We start from the raw sequence: 20,063 nt of genomic DNA on the forward strand, positions 1-20,063 counted from the left end.
GGCCGTCGCTCCCGCCCGAAGGGCCGGGCGGCTGGGCGACGGCGGTGGGGTCAGGGCGTCGCGGTGATGTTCTTCTCGAGCGCGGCGATGTAGTTGGGCAGGTGGTGGTCCTTGATGGCGTCGGTTTCGGGGGCGAGCAGGTCGATGGCCACGCCTTTGGCGCGGTCTTGGAGCGTGGCGAGCAGTGGCATGGCGTGGTGCAGGCGGCCGTCGGCGTCGAAGTAGCGCAGGGCGTCGACGTGGGTGTAGGCGGGCTCCGGTGGGAGGTGGGGGACGATGTCGTTGTTGTTGACGAAGCGGTAGCAGCGGTCGGCGAAGGCCTTGTTGTGTGCCGCGGCCAGGAGGCGTTCGCAGGTGCGGGGCTGGCCGAAGGTGTAGATGCCGTGTGCGAGCAGCCTGGGCTGTTCCAGGTACAGGCGGGCGCCGGCCAGCATGGCCAGGGCCGCGCCGAGGCTGTGGCCGGTGAACCACAGGCTCTGGCCGTGGTCGCGGAAGTCGACGACGGTGTCGCGGATCTGCGGGTAGACCGACTGCAGGGCCTGGTGGAAGCCGTAGTGGACGAAGCCGGTGTCGGCGGGCCCGGGGACCGGCGGGGTGTCGACGTCGGTGAGCCAGTCGCGGATCTTGGCGACCTCGGTGCCGCGGAACCCCACGATGATCATCTGATCGTCGGCCATGACGTAGGCCTGGGTGTCCTCGATGGGGAACGGCATCCGATGCGTGGACTCGAAGTACCGGACCCGGTCGAAGCCCCAGGCGGACGCCTGGGCCTGGAGGCCGTCCTGGTCCAAGGTGGCCAGCGCGGCTGCGCGGGCCATCCAGTAGGCGTGGGGCAGCGAGTAGCCGCCGGCCGCGTGGTCGAGGGCGGGAATGGTCATGAAGGTGTCCTTCGCGAAAGGAGGTTCCGGTGGCCGGCGGGGGTGGCCGGCTGCCGGGGGACCGGGAGGGGGCCCGCGGCGATCGGAGTTCACGCGGTTGCCGCGGGCCGGCGGTGAGGGGTCAGAGGACGGCCAGGGTGAAGCCGGCGTTGAGCCGGGCGGTCGCGGAGGACGTCTGGACCAGAACAGTGGTGGCGTTGTTCCCGCACAGGGGCTGAGTGGAGCGGGCGACCTCGATGAACACGCGCTTGCCGCCGCTGAGGTTCACCGAGACCTCCGACACCGCGGTCCTGACGTCGAAGCCCGACGCGGAGACCTTCACGCAGTATTCGCCGAGCGCCACCCGTTTGACCGAGGAGACGGCCTTCGCCCGCACCAGCGTGCCGTCCGCGGCGACGACGGCCGCGGCCCGCGCGTAGGGGGCGACGGCGACGGGCACGGCCGCCGGCGCCTTGTTCGGTGCCTTGCCCGGTGCCCTGTCCGGCGGCGCGGCCGCGACGGCTCCGGCGGTGAGCGCGGACACGGCCACCACCGTCACCGCGATGACCTGCGACTTCTTGAGAGCAATCATGGGAGAGCCTCCTCGACGAACCCGATCGGATCGCTACTCACAGTGGCCGATGACTCCTTTGGGTAGCCAGCGGTGCGGGTCTGCTTCACCCCAACGAGCAGTGCCGCCTGCCGCCTTGACCACGCCGGCCGAGCCGGAACGAAGGCATCGACGGGTTCGCAACGGTTCTGGTGGGCCCTCGCCGCCTTTCGTCAGAGGGAGACCCGGGCTGTTCTGCCGGCGGTGAACCCCGGCCCGACCGGGCTCGACGATCACTACAGTCCGGACTCATGACAACGATGACGACCCGCACCGTCGAGTACCCGGCCGACGGTCTGACGATGATCGGGCACCTCGCGCTCCCGGCCGGTGTCGACCGCCGGCCCGCGGTGCTGCTCGGACCGGAGGGCATGGGGCTCAGCGACGTCGAGCGCCGCAGGGCCGACGCGCTCGCCGAACTGGGATACGTCGCGCTGGCCTTCGACCTCCACGGCGGGCGCTATCTGGGCGACCCCGAGGAGATGCTGGCCCGTTGCATGCCGCTGCTCGCCGACCCCGACCGGATGCGGGGCATCGGCCACGCGGCGCTCGACGTGCTGCGCGCCGAACCGCGGACCGACCCCGACCGGATAGCCGCCGTCGGCTACGGCACCGGGGGCGCCATCGCGCTGGAACTCGGGCGCGACGGCGTCGACCTGCGCGCGATCGGGACGGTCAACGCAACCATCACGGGCCGACCGGGCGAGGCAGCGCGCATTCGCTGCCCGGTGTGGGCCGGGGTCGGATCGGAAGACCCGATCATGGCGCCCGCGCAACGGGACGCGTTCACCGCCGAGATGCAGGCCGCGGGCGTCGACTGGCGCCTCGCGGTCTACGGCGGCGCCTTGCACGCCTTCCACCACCCGCCGGTCGACCACCCCGCGGTCCCCGGCGTCGGCTACCACCCGCAGCACGCGCGGCGCGCCTGGCGCGACGTCGTCGACCTGCTCGCCGAGTGCCTGCCCGTGACGGAGGACCTGGGGGTATGACCCGGGCCCCCTCCTGCCCCGCCTGATCGGCCGCCGTGCCCGCCGGCCGGGTGACGGCGGCCCGTCCATGCCGTGAGGACCGGTTCGACCCATGCCCCCCGCTCGCCGTCAAGTCGCCGCAGTACGAGGTGCGTTCGCGTACGGATCGCGCGGACAGGGCGCGGGCTGTGCGGCCGCGCATTCATGGCCGCGGGGGCGGCCCCGCACCCGGCCCGATGTGGTCCCGGCCGACAAGGCCTACGCCTCACGCGCCATCCGCGAGCACAGCTGAAGCAATGGCACGGCCTCGCCACCACCTACGGCAAGACCGCGACCATCCACCTTGCCGGACTCCACCTCGCAGGCATCCTCATCTGGTCCGCCCGATGATCCAAACGAAACGGGTCAATACACCTAGGTGAGCCGCAGGATGCGCTCGGCGTTCGCGTGCGCGACCTTGGCCTTGTCCGGTGGGGCCAGGGGCGCGGTGCGCATGAACTCGGCCGCCGTCGCGGTCGGCTCGAACGGGTAGTCGATCGAGAACATCACGTTGTCGACGCCGATGGTCTGGATCGCGTCGACCAGCGCCGCGTGCGAGAACACGCCGGAGGTGGTGATCGCGATGTTCGTTCCGAAGTACTCCGAGGGCGCCTTCTTCAGCGGCCGCTGCACTTCGGGGTCGAGATCGCGGTAGCGGGCGTCGACGCGGTAGAGCTGCGCGGGCAGGAACTCGCCCATGTGCCCCAGGATGATCCGGGCGCCGGGGAACCGGTCGAAGACGCCGCCGAAGACCAGCCGCAGTGCGTGCCCGCCCGTGCTGTGGTTCCAGCCCCACGTCGCGTGCTCCAGCCCCGGGTACCCCTTGACGACGTTCCAGTGGTCGGACGGCACCGGGTTCGGGTGGATGTAGAGCGGGACGCCGAGGTCCTGCAAGGTCTCCCAGAACGGCGCGTACTGCGGCTCGTCCAGGTAGTGGCCGAGGGTGTGGTCGTTGACGAGGGCGCCGCACAGGCCGAGTTCCCCGATGGCGCGGCGCAGTTCGGCCGCGGCCCGCTTCGGGTCCTGCAACGGGACGGCGGCCAGGCCCTGGAACCGGCCCGGGTGCTCGGCGACGACGGTGGCGAGGAAATCGTTGGCCATGCGGGCGTCGGCCACCGCGATCCGCGGGTCCGGCTGCATCTGGACACCGGGGGCGGTCAGCGAGAGCACCTGCAGGTCGACGCCGTTCCGGTCCATGTCCGCGAGCCTGAACTCGGTGAAGTCGGGCAGCAACCGCCCTACGTTCGCGAGCACTTCGGGCTTCAGGGGGATATGGCCGACCGGCGAGCCCTTGGTCTGCAGCTCGTCGTACCAGAACGCTTCCTCCAGGGCGATCAGCTTCATCGGAGCGCCTCTCATCCATCCGTTCCGCTTGAGTCACGGATCGGCGGTGCCGTCGGCGGAAGGGCGGCGGGCACCGCGTAAACCATTAAGCAGCTTAATGGTTCTCGGTGCTACGGTAACACGGTGCCCAGCGAAGACAATTCGACCCAGGAACCGCTCGCCAAGCTGCTGTGGCGGGCGCACAACTGGTTCCGTACGGCCGTGACCGCGCACCTTGAGGACGGCGCCGGCGGGGTGAGTCCGGCGCACGCGACGCTGCTGAGCCAGCTCGATCCGGACGGCATGCCGATGTCCGACCTGGCCCGGCAGATGGGTGTGAGTCCCCCGGCGGCCCACCAGATGGTCCACCAACTCGCTGCCCTCGGGCTGCTCCAGGTGGTGCCGAACCCCCGCTCGGGACGGTCGAAACTCGTCGTGCTCACGCCGGAAGGTCTCACCCGCCGCCGGCAGGCGCTGGAGGTACTCGACGATCTGGAGGCGGAGTTGGCGCAGCGGATCGGGAAGCGGCGGGTCACGGCGCTGCGTGACGCGCTCGAACAGGGCTGGGGTGACACCGCCGCCGTGGACCGTACGTCCACGGCGGAGGGTGCGTAGCCCGGATTGGTGTGGCCCGGATTGGCGTGGCCCGGATTTGGTGTGGCCCGGATTGGCGCAGCCGGGAACGTGCGTGCGCCCGCCCGTCAGTCGGGGCGGGCGCACGACGGCCGGCCGTTGGCAGGCGACCGTTGACGGTCAACGGCCGGCCGTTGACGGGGCGAGGGTTCAGACGCCCTCGTTGATGTCCACGTCGGCCGGGGTGGTGCTGAGTTCCTCGCCGAAGTAGGCGCCGACCCCGCTGGTGCCCATGGTGGAGGAGCCGAAGTTGGCGGTGCCGGTGCCGGTCAGACCGGTGGTGGTGCCGTGCAGCACCCAGACCGCGCCGGTGCCGGCGTTCTCGTCCGGGTCGCCGATCACCACCTGCGCCGGGTCGGAGGGCGTCGCCGGGAGCGCGCCGACCACGGCGCCGAACTTGTCGCCGCTCTCGGAAGCGCCGGGTACGCCGTCGGAGTTCTGCGTGAAGACCTGGGAGCCGGTCCCGGTGACACCCTTCGAGGAGCCGAGCAGGAGAAGGAACGAGCCCGCGTTGGTCAGCCCGTCGTAGTCCTCACCGGGCACGCCCGCGACGACGTCGGCGTACCCGTCGCCGTTGACGTCACCGACCGCCACGGATGCGCCCATCGCGTCGCCGGTCTCGCCGACGCCCGGGACGCCCGGGGTGTCCTGGTTGATCCACACCGGCGGGAGGGTGGTGCTCTGACCGTGGGCGCCGCCGTAGACGATCGTGACGGCGCCGCCCTTGACCGGCAGGTCCTCGTCGCTGTCGTAGTAGTCGGTGCTGTGGCCGAAGACGATGTCCCCGTAGCCGTCGCCGTTCACGTCGCCGATCGCCACGCTCTGGCCGGGCACCCGCATCCCGCTGGTCTGCTTGGCGTATCCGGTGTAGGTGAAACCGTTCGCGCCGCCCAGCAGCAGGTAGCCGCGGTAGGAGTCGGGCTCGTCCGTGTCGGTGACCAGGGCCACGAGGTCGGTGGTGCCGTCGCCGTTGATGTCGCCCGCCGCGATGCTGTGCAGGGTCACCGTGTCGCCGCCCTCCATATCCCACAGGTTGAGGTCGGAGACCGAGGCGACCTTGCCGTCCGTGCCGATCCCGGACAGCGTCCGCAGGGTCTGGCTGCCGTAGGAGGTGACCAGTTCCTGTTTTCCGTCGCCGTTGAAGTCGCCGGCCTGGAGGAAGGCGCCGACCCCCGCGTGCGCGGTGGCGCCGGTGTCGATGGCGGTGGCGTTGCCCAGACCGGACGCGCTGCCCCACAACACGGTCAGCATGCCCGCGTCGACACCGGACGCGTCGGTGCCGATGTCCTCCCCGGAGGCGCCGACCACGAGGTCGGTGTAGCCGTCACCGTTGAGGTCCACCGGCACCACCGTGGACCCGAACCGGTCAAGTGCCTCGGAGCCGCCGGGGATTCCGGGGCTGTCCTGCGCGAACAGGTAGTGCTTCGCCTGGTCGACGCCGCCGGCCGCGCCGTACACCACCGACACGTAGCCGGCCTCGGACTTGCCGCTGGCGGTCCCGTACGGCGAACCGACCGCCATGTCGGCGTGGCCGTCCCCGTTGAAGTCGACGACCTGCGCCTTCTGGGTGGCTTTGGCCCCCGCGGTGGCCGCGTGCGCGGTGCCGCCGGGGGCGGCTTGGGCCACCGCCGCCGGTGCGACCACCGCGCTGACCACGGCCACGGCAGCCGCCAGCGCCAGCCGGTGGGCACGACGGGGGATACGTTGAGACATTCGGGCTCCGTTCAACGATGATGCGACGACCGGATGATGTTCCGGTGAACTCCCGCGACGTAGGACTCACCGGCCCGGGGAACAGTTGTACGGGCGGAAGGGATCGGTCCGTGGGCCCGCGACGGGCCCGGGCCGTTGTCGGCGGTCGGCTCTCGGTTCTCGGCTTTCGGCGTTCGGCGTTCGGCGTTCGGCTTTCACTGCCGGCCGTTCGCCGGGGTCACCAGGCCAGGGCGAGGTCCATCGTCTGCTGCCAGTAGGTGGTGGCGAGGGAGTCGTCGATGTAGACGCCCTTGGCGGGCAGCGGGGGGTGGGCGGCGGTGCCGACGCTGCCGACGCCGGAGCGACCGGAGAAGTAGACCTCCAGGCTCTTCACGGTGCGGCCGTTCGTGCCGCTGCCGTCACTCGCGGACAAGGCGACCGAGGCATAGCCGGACTGGCCCGGCTCCAGGGTGACCACGGCCTGCGGCACGGAGTCCTTGATCACCGGCGGCACCGCCTGCGCGCCGGTGAACCGCAGCTCCGGGTAGTTGTAGAGGTAGCAGGTCTTGCTGCCGGTGTTGGTGACCGTGAGCAGCATGTGGTTCACCGGACGGTTCAACGGGGCCGCCACCACCTTCGTGTCGGAGCCCTGGCACGTGACCGGCTTCCCCGAGGCGGCCGGGACCTTGGTGGGAACACCCTTCGCCGCCGGCCGGGTGGCACCGGCCCCCGCCGACGGCTTGATCCCGGACGGCGCCGTGGTGGCCGGCGCGGACACGCCGTCAGCGGAACCCGCGGCCGTGGAACCCGCCGCCGAGGAAGCGCCCGCCGAGGTGACACCCGCCGAAGGCGCCAGGGTCGCCGAGACGTCGGCCGTCGAAGCACCCTCATTCCTGCTGCCCGATCCGTCGTCACCGCACGCGGTCAGGGAGAGCGCGCCAAGCACGACGGTCGCGGCGGCACCGAGGAGACGGCTACGGGTGTTTCGGATGATGGACATGAGGTCGTACCTCTTTCGCGGTTCTGGTGGTCGGAGTGCTTGGATGAGGGGAGCTTGTGGGGAGATCCGTCCCAACCGCCACGCACGGCGGACAGTTGGGGACACTGGAACGCAGAACGCCGCTCTGAGCAGGGGGAACACGGTGCCCCTGGAACGCCGGAACGGGACACTGCGAAATGGAGGCACGGGTGTCGGGTGCGGCAGGAGCCAGGGAGACGGACCAGTTCGCGACGCTTCTGCGCGAGCTCAAGGACCGCTCGGGACTGAGCTACGGGGGGCTGGCCAAGCGACTGCACATGAGCACGTCGACGCTGCACCGCTACTGCAACGGGACCGCGGTCCCGAACGAGTACGCGCCGGTGGAACGCCTCGCACGCGCGTGCCGGGCGACCCCGCAGGAACTCGTGGAGCTGCATCGGCGCTGGGTGCTGGCGGACGAGGCGCGCAGGGTCAGGGGGGACCAGGCGGCGGCGACGCGGGCGGAGGCGGCGGCTTCGGGTGACGCCGGCGCGGGTACGGTCGCGGGCGCGGCGGCGGGCGCGGCAGCCGGTCCGGCCGCGGACTCGGCGTGGGCCCCCGCCCCCGCACCTGCCCCGACCCCGACCCCGGATTCAGCTCAGGGCGCCGGTTGGGCCGATCCCGCGGCCGAGGCGGGCGCGCCGCAGACGGCGGGCACCGGATCAGCGGCCGAGTCGGACCGTACCGCGGCGCTTCCCGCCTCCTCCCCCGGACCGTCGCCCGCACCGGGACTGACAGCGGGACCCGCGCAGGACGCGGATGGCGGACCGGACGAGCCGGACGGCCAGGTCGTCGTGCGGCTGCCGCGTGGCCCCTCGTCGCCGCGGCGGCGCCGCAACGCGCTGATCGCCTCCGCCGCGGCGGCCGCTGTGCTCGCGACGACGGCGCTCGTGGCGCACCCATGGGACCGGGCCGGCGACAACGGCCGTGACCAGCAGGCCGTCGGCGCCACCGCGAGCAGCGACACGGCCGACGCGAAGGCGCCGTCCACCACCCCGTCGCCGACCGGGTCGCGGCACACCCGCTCCGCGTCGCCGTCGGCCCCCGCGAGCAGCAGCACGTCCGGTGCCCCGCAGGGCGTGACCACCCAGGGCGCGAAGTCGACGCCCACCGGGAGCAGCAGCAAGGGCACCCCGCTCACCGTCGGTGTCCGCCCCTACGCCTTCGACGATCCGTGCCGCCAGCACTTCCTCGTCGACAGCGCACCCGCGCAGGTCGGCCCGCCCGGGAACGAGCAGGACGCGCCGCGCTGGGCCGCGGCGTACGGCGGGGTCTCCTCGGGCGAGCAGCGGATCGCCCTCACCATCCAGGGCACCGGCTCGGACACCGTCGTCCTACAAGCGCTGCACGTACGCGCCATCAGCAGCGGCGCCCCGCTCGCCTGGAACGACTACTCGATGGGGGTCGGCTGCGGTGGCGGCGTGGACGTCAAGACCTTCGACATCGACCTCGACAACGGCAGCCCCACGGCCACGGTCCTGAACGGTCAGCGCAACTTCCCCTACAAGGTCAGCGAGTCCGACCCGGAGGTCTTCTACGTCACCGCGCACACCAAGGCGCACGACGTCCGCTGGGACCTGAGCCTGGACTGGTCCAGCGGCACCCGCAGCGGCACGATCAGCATCAACGACAAGGGCACTCCCTTCCACACCAGCGCAGACGTCGACCGCCCCGGCTACGACTACCCCAACGGCGGCAGCGACTGGATCAAGCGCGACAGCTGACCGGCTTCCCAAGGTCGTACGCGGTACGGTCCCGCCAGCGTGTGCCGTCCCAGACGATCAGGTGGACCCCGCGGACGTGGCTGGTCAGCGGCAGGGACGCGGCGAGTTCGGCCTCGCACGCGTCGTGCGCGGCGCCGGAGTCCGCGGGGTTGTCGCTGACCGCGACCGTCAGGTGCGGGCCGGGCCCCGGACCGAAGATCCCCCGGTACGGCAGCGCTTCGGGCCAGCGCCGCGTGAGGTCCTTGGTCAGCGCGACCACCGGGTCGTGCGGCCACGGGTCGAGGTAGAGCACGCCGGGATAGCGGCCGAACTCGCCGAACGTCAGGGTGAACGCGTCGTGCCCGGCGAACAGTTCGGCCAGTTCACGGTGGACTCGCGCGTCGATGCGGCTCTCGTGCAGGAACGGGTAGAGCACGGTCACATGCGCGGGGAACCCGACCCGGACCAGCGGGTCCGCCTCGGGAACCTTGATGGTGAGTGCGGTGTCGCCGGGGATGTCCGGCCACCCGTCCTCCTCCTGCGCGCGCTGCGTGGTCTGCATGCTGCTCCTGTCTGCGCGACCTACCGGGCCCTGACCGCGGGAGACCGCGCCCCGGCGAGACCTGAACCGGCTTCGGCCCGGCCCCGGCCCTGGTCATGACGTGTCCGGCCGCTCCTGGCGAATCGCAACACCGGCGATCACCGCGGCCACACCGATGATGTCGCGCCAGGTGGGTATCTGGCCAAGCACGACCAGCCCGATCACGGTGGACGACGCGGGCAGCAGCGCCAGCAGGAAGGCGAAGACAGACCGCGGCAGCCGGGCCATGGCCAACTGATCGCTGGCGTAGGGAATGACGGAGGAGCAGACTCCCACCCCGATCCCCCACAGCAGCCACAGCAGCCACAGCAGCCACAGCAGCCACAGCAGGTGAACGAAGGCGGTGCCGGCATCGCCGAACCCGAGGGGCTCACCGGCCAGGCGTACACCGGTGAGAACCGCCACCCCACCGACGGCCAGGGCGAGCGCGGCGAGGTTGCGGCCGCTGCGGGTCCCGACGAGGGCCAGGACGACCACCCCGAGGAACTCGATCGCCCCCACCGTCGACAACGGCAGCCGGTCGACGGCCAGATAGAACATCGCGTTCATCGCGGCGAGCAGCACGCCGAGCGCCACGAACAGCCTGCGGCGGGCCGGGGCCGCCTGCCGGAGCACCCGCAGCGGACGCCGCCAGAGCAGGAACACCGCGGCCGCGCCCGCGATCCTCAGCCACGCGACACCCAGGACCCCGACGCGCGAGAAGAGCAGGACCGCCAGCGACGGTCCGAGGTAGGGGAAGACCGCGCTGCACAGGATGAACACCGCGGGCGGCGCGCCGGTGGGGACACCCGTCAGCCGCGAGCCGACCCGGAGGGCGCTCGGCGCAGGGCTCCACCGTCCGACGGTCACCCGTGCCCCAGCACCGGGTGCGGGCGGTACGGAGCCTCCAACCTCCGTACCTCTGCGTCGTCCAGCTCCAACTCGACGGCGGCGACCGCGTCGTCCAGATGCGCGGGCCGGGTCACCCCGACGATCGGCGAGACGACCCCCGGCCGCCCCTGCAGCCACGCCAGCGCGACCTGCGCCGGCGGCACCCCGCGCTCCCGCGCGACCTCCGCCACCGTGTCCACCACGGTGAAGTCGTCGTCCGTGTAGTGCTCTTCGGCCAGCGGGTCGCTGCGGCCCCGGACCGTGCTGCGTCCGCCGCCACGGGTGCGGCTGCCGGTCAGGAACCCGCGGGCGAGCGGGCTGTACGGCAGCACGCCGACGCCGAGGTCGCGGCAGAGCGGGATCATCTCCCGCTCCTCCTCGCGGTAGGCGAGGTTGTAGAGGTTCTGCATCGACACGAATCCGCTCCAGCCGTGGGCGCGGGCGGTGTACTGCGCCTTGGCGAACTGCCACGCGTACATGCTGGATGCCCCCGGATATCGGATCTTTCCCGCCCGCACGAGTTCGTCGAGGGTGCACATCGTCTCCTCGATCGGGGTCGCGTCGTCCCATCGGTGAATTTGGTACAGGTCGATGTGGTCGGTGCCCAGCCGGCGCAACGACGCGTCCACCGCGGCGTGCAGGTGCTTGCGGGACAGGCCCCGCGAGGTAGGCGCGTCGCCCGTCGGGAAGTACACCTTCGTGGCGAGCACATAGTCGTCGCGGGAGCCGAAGACCTCGCGCAGCAGAGTGCCGGTGACCTCCTCACTCGCGCCCTGGTCGTACATGTCCGCGGTGTCGAAGAACGTCACGCCCGCCTCCGCCGCCGCCCGCACCAGGGGCAGTGCCGCGTCGGCGTCCAGGTGCCAGGCGCGGCGCGAGGTGTCGCCGTAACTCATCATCCCCAGCCCGACCCGCGACACGACCAGGCCGGACGACCCGACGCGCGAATACCGCATGCTTCCCCTTGTCCCGCCGAAATGGCGTCGTATTCGCTGTTTACGACCTTGACCGCCCGGCTATTCTCCTCTGCACCGGGCTTCCGTTGAAGCCGATATTGAAGCCCAAGGAGCGAATGCGCCTGGAAAATCCAAGAAGAAGAGGCGGATTTCCTTTGGCGAGCCACACTCGGCCCTGGACGAGATGAACGTCAGACTCCTCGCCGAACTCCACCGCAACCCACGCCTGTCCATGTCCGCCCTCGCCCGCATCGTCTGCATGTCGGCACCCGCCGTCACCGACCGGGTGCGCCGGCTGGAGGAGGACGGCATCATCACCGGCTTCCGCATGGCCGTCGACCCGTCCGCACTCGGCCTGCCCGTCACCGCCCTGGTACGGGTACGGCCCGGCCCCGGACAACTGCCCAACCTGATGGCCCTCGCGACCGACCACGAACAGGTCAGCGAATGCCACCGGCTCACCGGCGAGGACTGCCTGCTGCTGAAGATCCACACGGCGACCATCGACGGCCTCGAAGCCGTCCTCGACGAGTTCCTCCTCTACGGCCAGACCACCACATCCCTCGTCGTGGCGACCCCGGTACCACCACGCCCCCTTCCACTCCCCTCACCCGCCGAATAGGACTCCCCCACGGGCAGCACCGGGCGCCCATGAGTGAACACCGGGCCGAATCCGCCCCGTTGGGCCTCCCGTCGACCCCTCAGAATTGGTCTGGACTATTGACAGGTTCAGACCATTTCCGTTTGAGTGCTGACTCCGGTCCCACTTCGCACCCCCACAAGGAGTGGCACGTGTCGAGACAACGCTTCATCGCCTTCCTCACCGCGCTCGCGGTCGCGGTCGGCCTGGCGGTCATGGTCCCCTTCGCATCCTCCGCTTCAGCCACGGACTGCGCCGCCGCCTGGAGTTCCTCCTCTGTCTACACGGGCGGCCAGACCGCCTCTTACAACGCGCACAACTGGTCGGCGAAGTGGTGGACCCAGGGCGAGACCCCCGGTTCCGCCGACGTCTGGGCCGACCAGGGCGCCTGCGGCAACTCGGGCGGTGGCACCGGCGGCTCGACCGGCGGCAACGACAGTTGCAGCTACCCCGCCTGGGTCGCGGGCCAGAACTACGTCACCGGCGACATCGTGCAGTACACCAACGGCAGTGACTACATCGCCACTCACGACAATCCGGGCTACGACCCGACCATCAGCACCTGGTACTGGAGCCCGTACAGCTGCTCCGGCGGTGGCGGCACCACGCCCCCGACCAACGGCGCATTCGTGGTCAGCGAGGCGCAGTTCAACCAGATGTTCCCGAACCGGAACTCCTTCTACACCTACGCCGGCCTGACCGCCGCCCTCAGCGCCTACCCGGGCTTCGCCACCACCGGCAGCGACACCGTCCAGAAGCAGGAGGCCGCGGCCTTCCTCGCCAACGTCAGCCACGAGACCGGCGGCCTCGTCTACGTCACCGAGATCGACAAGTCCGGCAACTACTGCGCCTCTGAGCCCTACGGCTGCCCTGCCGGCACCTACTCGTACTACGGGCGCGGCCCCATCCAGCTCAGCTGGAACTTCAACTACAAGGCCGCGGGCGACGCGCTCGGCGTCGACCTCCTGGACAACCCTAGCCTCGTCGAGACCGATCCCGCCATCTCCTGGAAGACCGGACTTTGGTACTGGGACACCCAGACCGGACCGGGCACCATGACCCCGCACGACGCCATGGTCAACGGCGCCGGCTTCGGCGAGACCATCCGCAGCATCAACGGCAGCATCGAGTGCAACGGCGGCAACCCCGCCGAGGTCCAGGACCGCGTCAACGCCTACGAGAACTTCACCTCCATCCTCGGCGTCCCCGCGGGCAGCAACCTCTCCTGCTGACCCGGACCCTGCTCCACCCGCGCACCGCGCACTGACGCGCCCCGCCCCCGGCGGGGCGCGTCGGCGTGCCGGGACGACGACCACCGCGAGCGCACCGCCGCCGGGCCGTCACCGGCCGGCCGGCGGGACGGTACTGAACGTCGTCTCGCCGCCGACGGCTATCGCCGGGACGTGGGAGCCGTGAGAGCCGCGGGCACGATCGCGGACCTTCTTGACGTAGGAGCGTGTGAACGCGGCGGGCAGGCCGAAGCCGAGGACCTGGACGATGACCCGGGGCAGAGTCCCGGAGCCGGCGGCCTCGCAGGCAAGGGTGGCAACGGCACTGAGCGTAAAACCGATCGTCCAGGCGCCGGTGAGCACCGTGCAGGTGCGCCGGAAGAGCGGAGTGGTCCAAACCTCCGGTGCGGTATGCCGCTTGGCGATGCCCAGGACGAACGGCCGCCGCACCAAAAGCGTCACTGCTGCTATCAGCGCCAGCCACGCCGAGGACAGTCCGCCGGCGACATCACGCAGCGGCGAGTGAGGGTCGGCGAAGGCCACCGCGGTCAGCGCACCGAAGTAGGCAACCGTGCCGAACTCCAATATCTGCGCGTCCGCGGTCACTCCCGCCCTGCGGTCCTTCACCAGAGAGAGCACGCCAAGGGCCAGCGCCAGAAGCGCCGCCCACTGCCAGGCAAGACTCGACACGACGGCGAACACGATCCAGGGGAGAAAGCCTCGCAGCTGGCTCACGGCGACTGTCCCTTCCGCTTATATGCGAATTGACGACCCGGCGGGGATTTCCCGCTGCTCGAAAATGTACGGCGATGAAGGCGCCGCGTCCTCCACCCCCGGGTTGATTCCCGGGTGGAGAAATTTCTCCACCCGGACTCCACCCGTGGGGGGATGACGACTCCCGCCGCAGGTCGTAGCGTTGATGAAAACGAGGCCGGAGCAAGCCTATTCGGGACGGGACCGGCGTCGGCCCCTTTCACCGCGCGAACAAGGAAATGCGAGGATGCCATGTCCATGGCTATGGAATCGAATCACCGTCAGTACTGCAAACCGCCCGCGTCCACCGATCCGCAGGCGTTCCGCATCTCTCCCGCGGGCGCGATCGAATACGGCCACGCGCCGGCGCCATGGACGGACACGACCATGTGCCTCCCCACGGCCTCTTCATCCCGCCGGCGCCGGCACCAGCGCCGGCACCGGCACCCACTCACCGCGATCCCGCGCGGGCCGGCCGAGCTCGACGTCGCCGAGGGCTCCTTCACCCACAGGCCGCGCTGTTCTCCTCGGGTCAGACGCCGTCTCACGCGTCGTTGCGGTTCTTCCAGCGGAAGGTGAACAGGCACAGCAGGAGGCCGCCGACACACCACGCGGCGAGGACCAGGGCGGTTCGGCCGAACTCCCAGGCGCCCGCCGGTTCGAGGGCCGCGGCCGCCTGCGGGAGGAAGACCCCGCGCAGCCCCTGGCAGAGCCACTTGAGCGGGAAGAAGGAGCCGACAGTGAGCATCCAGTTCGGAATCGTGTCAATGAGGATGTAGACGCCGGAGATGAACTGGAGCACCAGGAAGGGCAGGACCACCACGGAGGTGGCGCTGCGTCCGGACTTCGGCACGCTGCTGATCGCGATGCCGAGCAGCGCGCATCCGGTGATGCCCAGGACGAACACCCAGCCGAACGTCAGCCACTTGACGGGCGTGGAGGGCAGGTCCACGCCGTACACGGTGGTGCCGAAGACGAGGAGGATCGCAGTTTCGAGGATGCCAGTGGTCAAGACCAGCCAGATCTTGCCGAGGAAGTACGCGGCCGGGGGCATCGGGGTGCCGCGCAGCCGCCGCAACACCTTCTCGTCCCGCTCGATCGCGATCGAGATGCCCAGTGACTGGAAGCTGGTCGACATGATGCCGGAGGCGATCATCGAGGTGACGTAGTACTGGGAGGCGCTGGTGCCCGTGTTCTTCATGTTGTCGCTGAAGATCGAGGCGAAGAGAAAGAGGAAGATGATCGGGAAGGCGAAGGTGAAGACGACCTGCTCACGCTGACGGAAGAAGAGCTTGATCTCCATCGCGCCCCGGTGCAGACCGAGTTGCCAGGCGCCGGGCAGCCGTGCGGTGGCGGTGCCGTCGTGGCCGCCGCGACGGCCGGCGCCCCGGCTGGTGCCGCCCGCGCCTCGCCCCTCGGCGGGACCGGGGTCGGTGCCGAGACTTGCGCCTGGGTCGGTGCCGAGGCCGGCGCGGGGGCCGGCACCGGACGCGGGCTCGGGATCGGGATCGGGGTGGCCCGCGGGAGTCGGGGCATTCGCGGCGGTCATCGCGGGGCCTCCTGTCCGATGAGTCGCAGGTAGACGTCCTCAAGGGTCGGCTGGGTCACCCGCAGTCCGGGTATCTCCCCGTCGAAGCGGCGGGCGAGTTCGGTGACGACGCGGGTCGGGGTGTCGGTCTCCTCGGCGTGCGAGATGCCGTCGGGGCCGGTCCAGTGGACGGTCGTGCGGGCGTCGGCGCGGCCGGCCAGCGTGCCGGGGGCGCCCTCGGCGACGACCTTGCCCGCGGTGATCACGGCGAGCCGGTCGGCGAGGGCTTCGGCCTCCTCCAGGTAGTGCGTGGTGAGGATGATGGTGGTGCCCTCGTCGGCGAGGGAGCGGATCAGTTCCCAGAACTGCCGCCGGGCCACCGGGTCGAAGCCGGTGGTGGGCTCGTCGAGGAGCAGCAGCCTCGGGTCGCTGATCACGCCGAGGGCCACGTCGAGCCGGCGGCGCTGGCCGCCGGAGAGCGCTTTGACACGACTGCCGGCCTTCGCTTCGAGCCCGACCAGCGCGATCACCTCCGCCGGGTCGCGCGGGCAGGGGTAGTAGCGGGCGAAGTGCCGGACCGTCTCACCGACGGTCAGTTCGCTCACCGCCGACTCGTCCTGCCATACGATGCCGACCTGCGCCTTCCAGGCCCGGTCGGCGGTGGCGGGGTCGGCGCCCAGGACGGTCACCTCGCCCTCGTCGCGGGAGCGGTGGCCCTGGAGGATCTCCACGGTGGTGCTCTTTCCGGCACCGTTGGGCCCGAGGATGCCGAACACCTCGCCCGCCCTGATGTCCAGGTCGAGCCCGTCCACCGCCATGACGTCGCCGTACCGCTTGCGAAGCCCCCGTACGCGTACCGCGTCCCCCTCAGCCATGCGACCAGTGTGCCGCGCTGGGGCCGCCGCTCGAACGGGAACGGCGAAACCGTACGAACGGATGAACGCGGCTGGGTGCGCGCCTGGTTGACGGCCGCACGTGGGTGCCGTTGTGTCCCGGTTGGATAACGGGCGGGCGGTGCGGGGGGTTCGTCCTTACTCTGACTGTCCTACCGGGTTCGCCAGGGGGGCACCCGGGATCGATCAGGGGACGTCAGGGACATCATGAATCGCTTTCGCATGCTCGCCGCCGGGTCCGTGGCCGGTGCGGCCGTCGCCGGGGCGCTGCTCGTGCCGACTCCGGCGAGCGCGTCGGCCGGGTCCGTGCACTTGCACAAGATCTACTACAACAGCCCGGGGGTGGACCGGCGGACGAACGCGAGCCTCAACGCGGAGTACGTGCAGATATCCAACACCACCGGCAAGTCGGCGAGTCTGAAAGGTTGGACCCTAACGGATGCGTCGAAGCACAAGTACACCTTCACCACTTACACACTTGGCGCTCACAAAACCGTGACCATACACACCGGCAAGGGGAGCAACACGGCCGCCAACCGGTATCAGGGTCGTTCCGCGTACGTCTGGAACAACGACAAGGACACGGCCACGCTCAGGTCTTCCAAGGGCACCAAGATCGACACCTGCTCGTACAACTCGACGCGGGTCGCGTACAAAATGTGCTGACGCCTCGACCAACCGCCGGGTAGGGCGGAACGGGCCACCAGGAGGGGCGGCGGATCGTCGTGACGATCGCCGTCCCTCCGCCGTTTCGGAGGGACGTTTTGGTATCCATGGAGTATCAAAGACACAAAGGCGAGTGGCGGGTGAGACGGCGTTAGCAGGTATTTGACACGCCGGGAAACCCACTCGTAGAGTCAGCCCCCGTCAACTCCGAGTAATTCCCGGGCCAAGCGCGGCTCAGGGCGGAATTTCCGTTTTGGCGCGTTCTGACAGCCGTGACCACCCCCGCCCCACCGGGGAGACGGCTTCTACTGGCGACCGACACACGCGCCGACGATGGAGACTGAGGACGGGGATGCACGGTGAGTAGCCGGCACCAGCGCGAGCCACGAAAGAAGCCGCGGCACCCGTCCTTCGAAGGACGGTACATCTGGCACTCCGCCGCCGACGACCGGCAGTTGGCCGACGCCTGCGTGGATGTGCAGGCGGGCCGCTACCTGAGCGCCTCCGAAACCCTGCGGGAGACGCAGGACGACTTCGGCTTACGCGCGCATCGCTCGCTGGTGCTCGCCTCCGAGGCATGGGACTCGGACCTGACGGAGCGTTGGGTCGCCGAGGAGCCCTGCGCCGAGTCGGCGCTGCTGTGGGCCCGGGTCGCCGTCCTGCGGGCCCTGCGCGCCGCGGACAGCAAGGACGACCGCGCCACCGCGCTGTCCCGGATAGCCCTGGCCGCCTGCCAGCAGGCGGCCGGCCACGCACCGCAGGACCCGACCCCATGGGTGGCCCAACTCGCCCTGGCCCGCTTCCATCGGTCGTTCGACCCGGCCCCACAGGGCCTGCTGACCGCGCCGCCCGGACCCTGGCGGCTGCTGTCCCACATCCTGCGGCTCGACCCCTGGAACCGCGAAGCGCACCACCGCTTCCTGTCCATCTACTTCCCCCGCAACGGCGGTCGCGCGTCCGAAGTCTGGGACGTGGCCGCCTTCCTGAGTCAACGGGCCCCCAGCGGATCACCGCTGTCGCTGCTCCCTCTGGTGGCCCTGGTCGAGAACTACAACCCGTCGGCACCACTCGCCTACAAGATGTGGGAGCAACCGCCGTGGAGCACCGCGGCGTTGAGCATTTACCACAAGTGGCTCCCGAACGTGGCCGGTTACCGGTTCACGCCGGTGGTGGATCTGTCGTACCTCGCGCACGCGCTGGTCATGGCGCGCAAGGAGTTCGAGGCGCGGGCGGCCTTCATGTTGATGGGCCCGTATGCCTCACGCATGCCCTGGAGCGCGTTCGGCGCCCCGGAGGAACAGCTCACGAAGGCCCGAGAGGCATGCGGCCTCACCGTGCCCGGCGGTCCGTGAGCCCATACCGGTACCGGTCGACCAGATCCCACCAGAATGGACGGTTCGCATGTCTGACCCAGCAGTGACCAGCCGCGACAGGAGAACGGACCAGGCGGCACCGATCGCCCTGGACGACGACGCCACGCTGCATGCGATGGGCTACCCGCGGAAATTGACCCGGCGATTCCGGGCATTCGACAATTTCGCGATCTCTTTCACCATCATCAACATCATTTCCGGCATCTTCTCGGCGTTCGGGATGGGAATGGCCGGCGGCGGCCCGCGCATCCTGATCTTCGGCTGGATCGGGGTGTCGGTGATGGTGCTCTTCGTCGGGGCCGCCATGGGCGAGATCGCCTCGGCGTACCCGACCAGCGGCGCGCTGTACTTCTCCGCGGGCAAGCTCGCCAAGCGGCACAACGGCGCCTGGTCCTGGTACACCGGCTGGCTCAACTTCATCGGCCAGGTGGCCGGCACCGCCGCCACCGACTACGCCGCCGCGACCTTCATCCAGTCGTACATAGCCATGCAGTGGGACTACACGCCCACGCTCAAGAAGACCGTGCTGATCACCGCGGCCATCCTGCTGGTCCACGCGCTGCTCAACACGTACACCGTGCGGTTGGTCGCCCTCATCAACCGGATCTCCGTGTGGTGGCTGATCATCGGCCTGCTGGTGATCGTGATCTCGCTGATCTCGGTGCCCTCGCACCACCAGCACGCGAGCTACGCCTTCCACTACGTCAACACCACCGGCTTCCACAGCGCGATCTACGCCGGGCTGCTCGGTCTGCTGGTCACGAGCTGGACCTTCACCGGCTTCGACGGCAGCTTCCACATGTCCGAGGAGACCGTCCAGGCCACCGTCAACGCCCCCAAGGGCATCGTGCGCGCCATCGGCTACTCGGCGATCACCGGCCTGATCCTCATGGTCGCGCTGGTGTACTCGATCCGTGACTACGGCAGCGAGGTCACGTCGTCCGCGCCGCCGGTCCAGATCCTGATCGACGCGCTCGGCCAGGGCCTGTCCAAGGCGATCCTGGTCATCATCATCGGCGCCATGCTCTTCTGCGGCCTGGCCAACATGACCTCCAACACCCGCATGATCTTCGCGTTCTCGCGGGACGGTGCCATGCCCGGCTCGCGGCTGTGGCACTCCGTCTCCCCGCGCACCCGCACGCCCGTCAAGGCGGTCTGGCTGGCCGCGGCCTCCTCGCTGGTGCTGGTGCTGCCGGGCTGGTGGTCGCACACCGCGTTCAGCGCCGTGGTCAGCGTCAACGTGGTGGGCCTGTTCCTCTCCTACGGCATCCCGATCTTCCTGCGGCTGCGCCTGAAGGACGAGTTCGCCGCCGGCCCGTGGCACCTCGGCCGCTGGAGCAAGCCGGTCGGCATCGTCGCGGTACTGTGGATCATCACCAGCAACGTGCTGTTCATGCTGCCGCAGGCCACCCCGATCACCGCGAGCACGTTCAACTACGCACCGATCGCCCTCGCGGCGGTCCTGGTGATCGCGACGCTGTGGTGGTTCGCCACGGCCCGCAAGTCCTTCCACGGACCGGTCAGTTACGGCGGTCCCGACGAGGTCGCGGCGATGGACCTGGTCTGAGCGGCGGTCACCGCGCCGGCGCACCGGACCAGGCAGTAGCCAAGCAGGGAGTTCCAGCGGGACGATCCAGCAGGACGACCAGGCGGAGCGGCCCGGCAGAGGACCGGCAGCGCGCCGGCGGACCGGCACCATGCCGGCGGAAGG

At 70.2% G+C, this 20,063-nt stretch carries 19 protein-coding genes; 8 read left to right on the plus strand and 11 right to left on the minus strand.

All coding sequences use genetic code 11. The annotated features are described in order from the left end of the window. Positions 1-50: 50 nt before the first annotated feature. Entirely contained in the window at positions 51-878 is an 828-nt protein-coding gene (locus tag OG896_RS10360; RefSeq protein ID WP_329364373.1) for a lipase family protein, read from the minus strand. A gap of 121 nt (positions 879-999) precedes the next feature. Beyond that, a complete protein-coding gene (locus OG896_RS10365) occupies positions 1,000-1,449 on the minus strand; it encodes a hypothetical protein (RefSeq protein ID WP_329364375.1) in 450 nt (149 codons plus the stop codon). A 269-nt stretch (positions 1,450-1,718) separates the two neighbouring features. Between OG896_RS10365 and OG896_RS10370 the strand changes: the two genes are divergently transcribed. After that, positions 1,719-2,456: a dienelactone hydrolase family protein gene (locus OG896_RS10370; RefSeq protein WP_329364377.1), complete on the plus strand. Its 738-nt coding sequence runs from the start codon at positions 1,719-1,721 to the stop codon at positions 2,454-2,456. A 393-nt stretch (positions 2,457-2,849) separates the two neighbouring features. On the opposite strand, the gene OG896_RS10375 is transcribed toward OG896_RS10370, so the two are convergent. Next, positions 2,850-3,833: an amidohydrolase family protein gene (locus OG896_RS10375; RefSeq protein WP_329364379.1), complete on the minus strand. Its 984-nt coding sequence runs from the start codon at positions 3,831-3,833 to the stop codon at positions 2,850-2,852. A 108-nt stretch (positions 3,834-3,941) separates the two neighbouring features. On the opposite strand from OG896_RS10375, the gene OG896_RS10380 reads away from it, so the two are divergent. After that, complete coding sequence (locus OG896_RS10380) at positions 3,942-4,412, plus strand: MarR family winged helix-turn-helix transcriptional regulator (RefSeq protein ID WP_329364381.1); 471 nt, start codon at positions 3,942-3,944, stop codon at positions 4,410-4,412. Positions 4,413-4,580: 168 nt separating this feature from the next. Here the strand turns inward: OG896_RS10380 and OG896_RS10385 are convergent, their stop codons facing one another. Further along, positions 4,581-6,143, minus strand: a complete 1,563-nt coding sequence (locus OG896_RS10385; protein ID WP_329364383.1) for an FG-GAP and VCBS repeat-containing protein — start codon at positions 6,141-6,143, stop codon at positions 4,581-4,583. A gap of 217 nt (positions 6,144-6,360) precedes the next feature. After that, positions 6,361-7,122: a DUF4232 domain-containing protein gene (locus tag OG896_RS10390; RefSeq protein WP_329364385.1), complete on the minus strand. Its 762-nt coding sequence runs from the start codon at positions 7,120-7,122 to the stop codon at positions 6,361-6,363. 176 nt (positions 7,123-7,298) lie between these two features. On the opposite strand from OG896_RS10390, the gene OG896_RS10395 reads away from it, so the two are divergent. After that, entirely contained in the window at positions 7,299-8,864 is a 1,566-nt protein-coding gene (locus OG896_RS10395; protein WP_443056993.1) for a helix-turn-helix domain-containing protein, read from the plus strand. Here OG896_RS10395 and OG896_RS10400 read toward each other — a convergent pair. The 3 genes from OG896_RS10400 to OG896_RS10410 form a co-directional block, all read right to left on the minus strand. Next, positions 8,848-9,405, minus strand: a complete 558-nt coding sequence (locus tag OG896_RS10400; protein WP_329364389.1) for a 2'-5' RNA ligase family protein — start codon at positions 9,403-9,405, stop codon at positions 8,848-8,850. The genes OG896_RS10395 and OG896_RS10400 overlap by 17 nt on opposite strands. A 93-nt stretch (positions 9,406-9,498) precedes the next feature. Then, positions 9,499-10,293: an EamA family transporter gene (locus tag OG896_RS10405; protein ID WP_329364391.1), complete on the minus strand. Its 795-nt coding sequence runs from the start codon at positions 10,291-10,293 to the stop codon at positions 9,499-9,501. Then, a complete protein-coding gene (locus OG896_RS10410) occupies positions 10,290-11,270 on the minus strand; it encodes an aldo/keto reductase (RefSeq protein WP_329364392.1) in 981 nt (326 codons plus the stop codon). The genes OG896_RS10405 and OG896_RS10410 overlap by 4 nt, the downstream gene beginning before the upstream one ends. Before the next feature lie 184 nt (positions 11,271-11,454). Here OG896_RS10410 and OG896_RS10415 point away from each other — a divergent pair, with 184 nt between their 5' ends. Further along, on the plus strand, positions 11,455-11,892 hold the full coding sequence (locus OG896_RS10415; RefSeq protein ID WP_329364394.1) for an Lrp/AsnC family transcriptional regulator: 438 nt from the start codon (positions 11,455-11,457) through the stop codon (positions 11,890-11,892). 233 nt (positions 11,893-12,125) lie between these two features. Next, positions 12,126-13,142 (plus strand): glycoside hydrolase family 19 protein, encoded by a 1,017-nt coding sequence (locus tag OG896_RS10420; RefSeq protein WP_402446918.1) that lies wholly within the window; start codon positions 12,126-12,128, stop codon positions 13,140-13,142. A gap of 108 nt (positions 13,143-13,250) precedes the next feature. On the opposite strand, the gene OG896_RS10425 is transcribed toward OG896_RS10420, so the two are convergent. From OG896_RS10425 to OG896_RS10435, 3 genes are all read right to left on the minus strand, one after another. Continuing rightward, positions 13,251-13,874, minus strand: coding sequence for a hypothetical protein (locus OG896_RS10425; protein WP_329364398.1), 624 nt, complete (start codon positions 13,872-13,874; stop codon positions 13,251-13,253). 562 nt (positions 13,875-14,436) lie between these two features. Next, positions 14,437-15,195 (minus strand): ABC transporter permease, encoded by a 759-nt coding sequence (locus tag OG896_RS10430; RefSeq protein WP_329373873.1) that lies wholly within the window; start codon positions 15,193-15,195, stop codon positions 14,437-14,439. Between the two features lie 242 nt (positions 15,196-15,437). Beyond that, positions 15,438-16,295: an ABC transporter ATP-binding protein gene (locus OG896_RS10435; RefSeq protein ID WP_329364400.1), complete on the minus strand. Its 858-nt coding sequence runs from the start codon at positions 16,293-16,295 to the stop codon at positions 15,438-15,440. 240 nt (positions 16,296-16,535) lie between these two features. On the opposite strand from OG896_RS10435, the gene OG896_RS10440 reads away from it, so the two are divergent. The 3 genes from OG896_RS10440 to OG896_RS10450 all read left to right on the plus strand — a co-directional run bounded on the left by OG896_RS10440 (position 16,536) and on the right by OG896_RS10450 (position 19,919). Next, positions 16,536-16,979, plus strand: a complete 444-nt coding sequence (locus OG896_RS10440; protein WP_329364402.1) for a lamin tail domain-containing protein — start codon at positions 16,536-16,538, stop codon at positions 16,977-16,979. 425 nt (positions 16,980-17,404) lie between these two features. Further along, entirely contained in the window at positions 17,405-18,331 is a 927-nt protein-coding gene (locus OG896_RS10445; protein ID WP_329373875.1) for a hypothetical protein, read from the plus strand. A 136-nt stretch (positions 18,332-18,467) separates the two neighbouring features. Next, positions 18,468-19,919 (plus strand): amino acid permease, encoded by a 1,452-nt coding sequence (locus OG896_RS10450; protein ID WP_328474546.1) that lies wholly within the window; start codon positions 18,468-18,470, stop codon positions 19,917-19,919. Positions 19,920-20,063: the final 144 nt, after the last annotated feature.

It is taken from the genome of Streptomyces sp. NBC_00669, assembly GCF_036226785.1.
In the GTDB taxonomy this organism is placed as follows: domain Bacteria; phylum Actinomycetota; class Actinomycetes; order Streptomycetales; family Streptomycetaceae; genus Actinacidiphila.